The following is a 5,723-nucleotide window of genomic DNA, read 5'->3' on the forward strand; positions in this document are numbered from 1 at the left end:
CGTGTCGCAGCAGCTCGGGCGGCTCGCGGGGCAGGCGCGCGGAGCGGCCGGTGAGGCCGAGCGCGCCGCGGCCGCGGCCGCCCGCGCCCAGGAGGCCCTGGACCGGGCGACCCTGGAGGCCGAGGAGCTGGCCGAGCGGCTCGCGGTCGCCGAGGAGGCACCGGCCGAGGAGGAGCCGGACACCGCGGTGCGTGACCGGCTCGCCGCGGACGGGGCGAATGCCCGGCAGACCGAGATGGAGGCCAGGCTGCAGGTCCGTACGCACGAGGAGCGGGTCAAGGGCCTGGCCGGCCGCGCGGACGGCCTCGACCGGGCGGCCCGAGCCGAGCGTGAGGCCCGTGCCCGCGCCGAGCAGCGCAGGGCACGGCTGCGCCACGAGGCCGCGGTCGCCGGTGCGGTCGCCTCCGGTGCCCGTCAGCTGCTCGCCCACGTCGAGGTGTCTCTCGTACGGGCCGAGGAGGAGCGGGCCGCGGCGGAGAGCGCGAAGGCGGAGCGGGAGCGCGAGCTGGCCGCGGAACGCGACCGCGGGCGCGATCTGAAGGCCGAGCTCGACAAGCTGACCGACTCGGTGCACCGGGGCGAGGTGCTCGGCGCCGAGAAGCGGATGCGGATCGAGCAGCTGGAGACGAAGGCGCTGGAGGAGCTGGGCGTGGAGCCGGCGGGGCTGGTCTCGGACTACGGCCCGGACCAGCTCGTACCGCCGTCGCCGCCGGCCGAGGGGGAGGAGCTGCCGGAGGATCCGGAGCACCCGCGCAACCGTCCCGTGCCCTTCGTACGGGCCGCGCAGGAGAAGCGGCTGCGGGCCGCCGAACGGGCGTACCAGCAGCTCGGGAAGGTGAATCCGCTGGCTCTCGAGGAGTTCGCGGCCCTCGAGGAGCGGCACAAGTTCCTCTCCGAGCAGCTCGAGGACCTGAAGAAGACGCGGGCCGATCTGCTGCAGGTGGTCAAGGAGGTCGACGAGCGGGTGGAGCAGGTCTTCACCGAGGCCTACCGGGACACCGCGCGGGAGTTCGAGGGCGTCTTCTCGCGGCTCTTCCCCGGCGGCGAGGGGCGGTTGATCCTCACCGATCCGGAGAACATGCTGACCACCGGTGTCGATGTCGAGGCGCGTCCGCCGGGCAAGAAGGTCAAGCGGCTGTCGCTGCTGTCCGGTGGTGAGCGGTCGCTGACCGCGGTGGCGCTCCTGGTGTCGATCTTCAAGGCGCGGCCCAGCCCGTTCTATGTGATGGACGAGGTCGAGGCGGCGCTCGACGACACCAATCTGCAGCGGCTCATCCGGATCATGGAGGAGCTGCAGGAGTCCTCGCAGCTGATCGTGATCACCCACCAGAAGCGCACGATGGAGGTCGCCGATGCGCTGTACGGGGTGTCGATGCAGGGCGACGGTGTCTCGAAGGTGATCAGCCAGCGGCTGCGCTGAGCCCTTGCCCACCAATCTTTCGTTCAAGTATTGAATCTCCAAGGCGTGGCGACGGGTCTTGCTGTTACGAATTGCGCCTCTCGGGACGTCTCCCAGGTCACACCCCTGCAGGTATTGACTTCGAAACTTGAAGGCATAAGGTCTGCAACGTTGTCTTTACCTTCAAGTGGTGGGCGTAGGGAAGTTGTGCGCCACTTGAAGGACCTCCCCCACCTCACCCGGCACCGCAGCCGGGCCCAGGAGTTCACGTGACGAGCACATCGCGGGTTCCCACCCCGGAGGGCCGGGCGGCCCAGCCGGACCACCTCGGCCATGTCATCTTCATTACGGCCGCCGCCGCGATGGGCGGCTTTCTCTTCGGCTACGACAGCTCCGTGATCAACGGCGCCGTCGAGGCGATCCGGGACCGCTTCGACGTCGGCTCGGAGGCGCTCGCCCAGGTCATCGCCGCCGCACTGATCGGCTGCGCGATCGGCGCCGCCACCGCGGGCCGGATCGCCGACCGGATCGGCCGGATCCGGGTGATGCAGATCGCCGCTGTCCTGTTCACCGTCAGCGCCGTCGGATCCGCACTGCCGTTCGCACTCTGGGACCTGGCGATGTGGCGGGTGCTCGGCGGTGTGGCCATCGGCATGGCCTCCGTGATCGGCCCCGCGTACATCGCGGAGGTCTCACCACCCGCGTACCGCGGCCGGCTCGCCTCCTTCCAGCAGGCCGCGATCGTCATCGGCATCGCCGTCTCACAGCTGGTCAACTGGGGCATCCTGAACGCCGCCGGCGGCGACCAGCGCGGCAACATCCTCGGCCTCGAGGCCTGGCAGCTGATGCTCGGCGTGATGGTGCTCCCGGCGATCCTCTACGGGCTGCTCTCCTTCGCCATCCCGGAGTCCCCGCGCTTCCTCATCTCGGCCGGCCGCACCGACCAGGCGCGCAAGGTGCTGCGCGAGGTCGAGGGATCGAAGGTCGACCTGGACGTCCGGGTCGACGAGATCACCCACGCCATGCGCACCGAGCACAAGTCGACCTTCCGTGACCTGCTCGGCAACAAGGGCTTCCTGCCGATCGTCTGGATCGGCATCGGGCTGTCCGTCTTCCAGCAGGCGGTCGGCATCAACGTGATCTTCTACTACAGCTCCTCGCTGTGGCAGTCCGTCGGCATCGACCCGACCAGCTCGTTCTTCTACTCCTTCACGACCTCGATCATCAACATCGTCGGCACCGTGATCGCGATGCTGTTCGTCGACAGGATCGGCCGCAAGCCGCTGGCGCTGATCGGCTCCGCCGGCATGGCCCTCTCCCTGGGCCTCGCCGCCTGGGCGTTCTCCTTCAAGAGCGGTACCGGCGACGACATCACGCTGCCCGACACCCAGGGCACCGTCGCGCTGCTCGCCGCGCACTCCTTCGTGCTGTTCTTCGCGCTGTCCTGGGGTGTGGTCGTCTGGGTGCTGCTCGGCGAGATGTTCCCCAACCGGATCCGGGCCGCCGCGCTCGGTGTCGCCGCCGCGGCCCAGTGGATCGCCAACTGGCTGATCACGGTGAGCTTCCCGACCCTGTCGGACTGGAACCTGTCGGGTGCGTACGTGATGTACACGTTCTTCGCCCTGCTCTCGATCCCGTTCATCCTCAAGTGGGTGCCGGAGACCAAGGGCAAGGCGTTGGAGGAGATGGGCTGATCCGGGGCCGATCCCCGCTGCCCCCGCTGCCCCTCTCCTCCGTACTGCCCCGGCTCAGTCCTTGAGCCGGGGCAGCACACTTTCCGCGAAGAGCTCGAGGCTGCGCCGGCCCTCGTCCAGGGGCATACCGCCGCACAGCGGATGCAGGATCAGCGACTCGGTGCGGCCGGACTCCGCGTATTCCACCGCCTCGTCCGGGGTCAGGACCCGGTACACGCCCTCGGCGCGCAACTCCTCGACGGAGGCCGCACCCGAGCGGACCGCCGAGTGGATGTCGCCGGACTGCCAGGAGGCGTACGTCCGCGCCTCGTGCAGGAAGTGCTCGCCGTAGGTCGCCCAGGTGCGGTCCGGGTCGTCGGCGATGTGCAGCAGCGGTGTCTCGGCGCCCGGCATCATCGTCCAGCCCTCGGTGCCGTACGCGGTCAGCTGCTCGCGGTAGTACGCCTCGAGCTCCGGCAGATACGCGCTCGGGAAGAACGGCAGGCCGAAGCGGGCGGCGCGGCGGGCCGCGGCCCGCGAGGACCCACCGACCAGGAGCAGCGGATGCGGGTCGGTGAACGGCCGCGGGGTGACGCGGACCGTGCGGCCGCGGTGCTCGAACGGCTCGCCCGTCCAGGCGGCGAGCAGCGTCCGAAGGAGCTCGTCCTGCAGCTTCCCGCGCCGGTGCCAGTCGACGCCGAAGGCCTCGTACTCCTCGCGCCGGTAGCCGATCCCGGCCACGGTGACCAGGCGGCCGCCGCTGATCAGGTCGAGTACGGCGGTCTCCTCGGCGAGCCGCAGCGGATCGTGCAGCGGCCCGATGATCGCCGACACGGTGACGGCGATCCGCCGGGTCGCGCCGAAGACGGCGCCGGCGAAGGCGAAGGGGGAGGGCAGCCAGTTGTTGTCGACTCCGTGGTGCTCCTCCGTCTGGACGGAGTCGACGCCGTGCTCGTCGCAGTAGGCCGCCATGTCCACGGCGGCCCGATAGCGCGCGGACAGCGCGGCGGGGTCCGCCGCGGGGTCGACCAGATTGAAACGTACGACCGATACGGGCATGGCGTCCCCTTCGGCGGTGGGTGGTGTGGGGCCGGTCTCGGCGGACGGTAGCTGACGTGGCGTCAGATTCCCAGGGCCGGAGAGGGGTGCGATGCTGGCCGGGTCCCTTGTGTGATCCGACGAGCGGCGTGCGCTGTCGGACGCGTGGCCGATACTGGGTGGGTTATGGAAATCGTCATCCTTGCTGTAGTCATCGCCCTGGTCGCGATCGGCGCCATCGGCGGGCTCGTGGTCGGCAGCCGCAGGAAGAAGCAGCTGCCCCCGTCGGCGCCCTCCAGTACGCCGACCATCACCGCGCCCCCAGCCGAACCACACGTCGGAGAAGAGGCCGAGGAGCCGCGCGAAGAGCCGCGCCGCACGATCGAGGAGGTCACACTCCCCGGAGCGGCCGCCCCCGAGGCGCCTCCCGCCGAGGCCGAAGAGGCCGAGGAGCTCCCGGCGGCCCCGGAGATCGAGGTCCCGGAGCCCACCGAGGGCCGGCTCGTCCGCCTGCGCGCCCGGCTCGCCCGCTCGCAGAACTCGCTCGGCAAGGGGCTGCTCACCCTGCTGTCCCGCGAGCACCTCGACGAGGACACCTGGGAGGAGATCGAGGACACCCTGCTCACCGCGGACGTCGGTGTCGCCCCCACCCAGGAGCTGGTGGAGCGCCTGCGGGAGAGGGTCAAGGTGCTCGGCACCCGTACGCCCGAGGAGCTGCGCAAGCTGCTGCGCGAGGAGCTGGTCGAGCTCGTCGGCAAGGACCTGGACCGCGCCGTGCGGACCGAGTCCGACCGCGAGACGCCGGGCATCGTGATGGTCGTCGGGGTCAACGGCACCGGCAAGACCACCACCACCGGCAAGCTCGCCCGCGTCCTGGTCGCGGACGGCCGCACGGTCGTGCTCGGCGCCGCGGACACCTTCCGTGCCGCCGCCGCCGACCAGCTGGAGACCTGGGGCGAGCGCGTCGGCGCCCACACGGTGCGCGGTCCCGAGGCCGGCGACCCCGCCTCGGTGGCCTTCGACGCGGTCAAGGAGGGCGCCGAGATGGGCGTCGACGTGGTGCTCATCGACACCGCGGGCCGCCTGCACACCAAGACCGGTCTGATGGACGAGCTCGGCAAGGTCAAGCGCGTCGTCGAGAAGCAGGCCCCGGTCGACGAGGTGCTCCTCGTCCTGGACGCCACCACGGGGCAGAACGGCCTGGTCCAGGCCCGTGTCTTCGCCGAGGTGGTCGACATCACCGGCATCGTCCTGACCAAGCTCGACGGTACGGCCAAGGGCGGCATCGTCGTCGCCGTCCAGCGCGAGCTGGGCGTCCCGGTCAAGCTCGTCGGGCTCGGCGAGGGGGCGGACGATCTGGCGCCGTTCGAGCCCGAGGCGTTCGTGGACGCACTGATCGGAGACTGAGCTCCGGAACCACAGCTCGGCGCAGGAGCCGAGTGGCCGCGAGCCCGTCGCGGGGCCCGTCACCCGGGACGACCGGGGCGGGCCCCCGCTCGTGCTGCGGCGGATGCGGCGGACGCGGCGTCAGGCGGGGCGGCGCCGCACCGGTGCGCGGGACGGTTCGGCGGGCTGGCGGTGGCAGGCGTACGCGAGGGTGCCGAGCAGCAGCC

General features: G+C 71.1%; 4 protein-coding genes. 3 read left to right on the top strand and 1 reads right to left on the bottom strand.

Features of this window, described 5'->3' with window-relative positions:
- The coding region (locus DY218_RS25695) for an AAA family ATPase (RefSeq protein ID WP_147336172.1) at window positions 1-1,420 on the top strand (1,420 nt) is incomplete at its 5' end.
- 248 nt (window positions 1,421-1,668) lie between these two features.
- Window positions 1,669-3,093, top strand: coding sequence for a sugar porter family MFS transporter (locus DY218_RS25700; protein WP_128558526.1), 1,425 nt, complete (start codon window positions 1,669-1,671; stop codon window positions 3,091-3,093).
- Window positions 3,094-3,147: 54 nt separating this feature from the next.
- Here the strand turns inward: DY218_RS25700 and DY218_RS25705 are convergent, their stop codons facing one another.
- Window positions 3,148-4,131 carry an LLM class flavin-dependent oxidoreductase gene (locus DY218_RS25705; RefSeq protein WP_128558527.1) on the bottom strand — a complete coding sequence of 328 codons (984 nt, stop codon included), beginning with the start codon at window positions 4,129-4,131 and terminating at the stop codon, window positions 3,148-3,150.
- Between the two features lie 165 nt (window positions 4,132-4,296).
- Here DY218_RS25705 and ftsY point away from each other — a divergent pair, with 165 nt between their 5' ends.
- Complete coding sequence (gene ftsY, locus DY218_RS25710) at window positions 4,297-5,517, top strand: signal recognition particle-docking protein FtsY (protein ID WP_128558528.1); 1,221 nt, start codon at window positions 4,297-4,299, stop codon at window positions 5,515-5,517.
- The last annotated feature ends 206 nt before the right edge of the window (window positions 5,518-5,723 follow it).

The organism is Streptomyces triticagri (assembly GCF_003429565.1).
Taxonomy (GTDB): Bacteria; Actinomycetota; Actinomycetes; order Streptomycetales; family Streptomycetaceae; genus Streptomyces; species Streptomyces triticagri.

What these genes read in the sequence shown, in the direction of transcription:
- DY218_RS25705 (WP_128558527.1), bottom strand. Translation starts at nt 4,131, where the DNA reads ATGCCCGTATCGGTCGTACGTTTCAATCTGGTCGACCCCGCGGCGGAC.
- ftsY (WP_128558528.1), top strand. Translation starts at nt 4,297, where the DNA reads ATGGAAATCGTCATCCTTGCTGTAGTCATCGCCCTGGTCGCGATCGGC.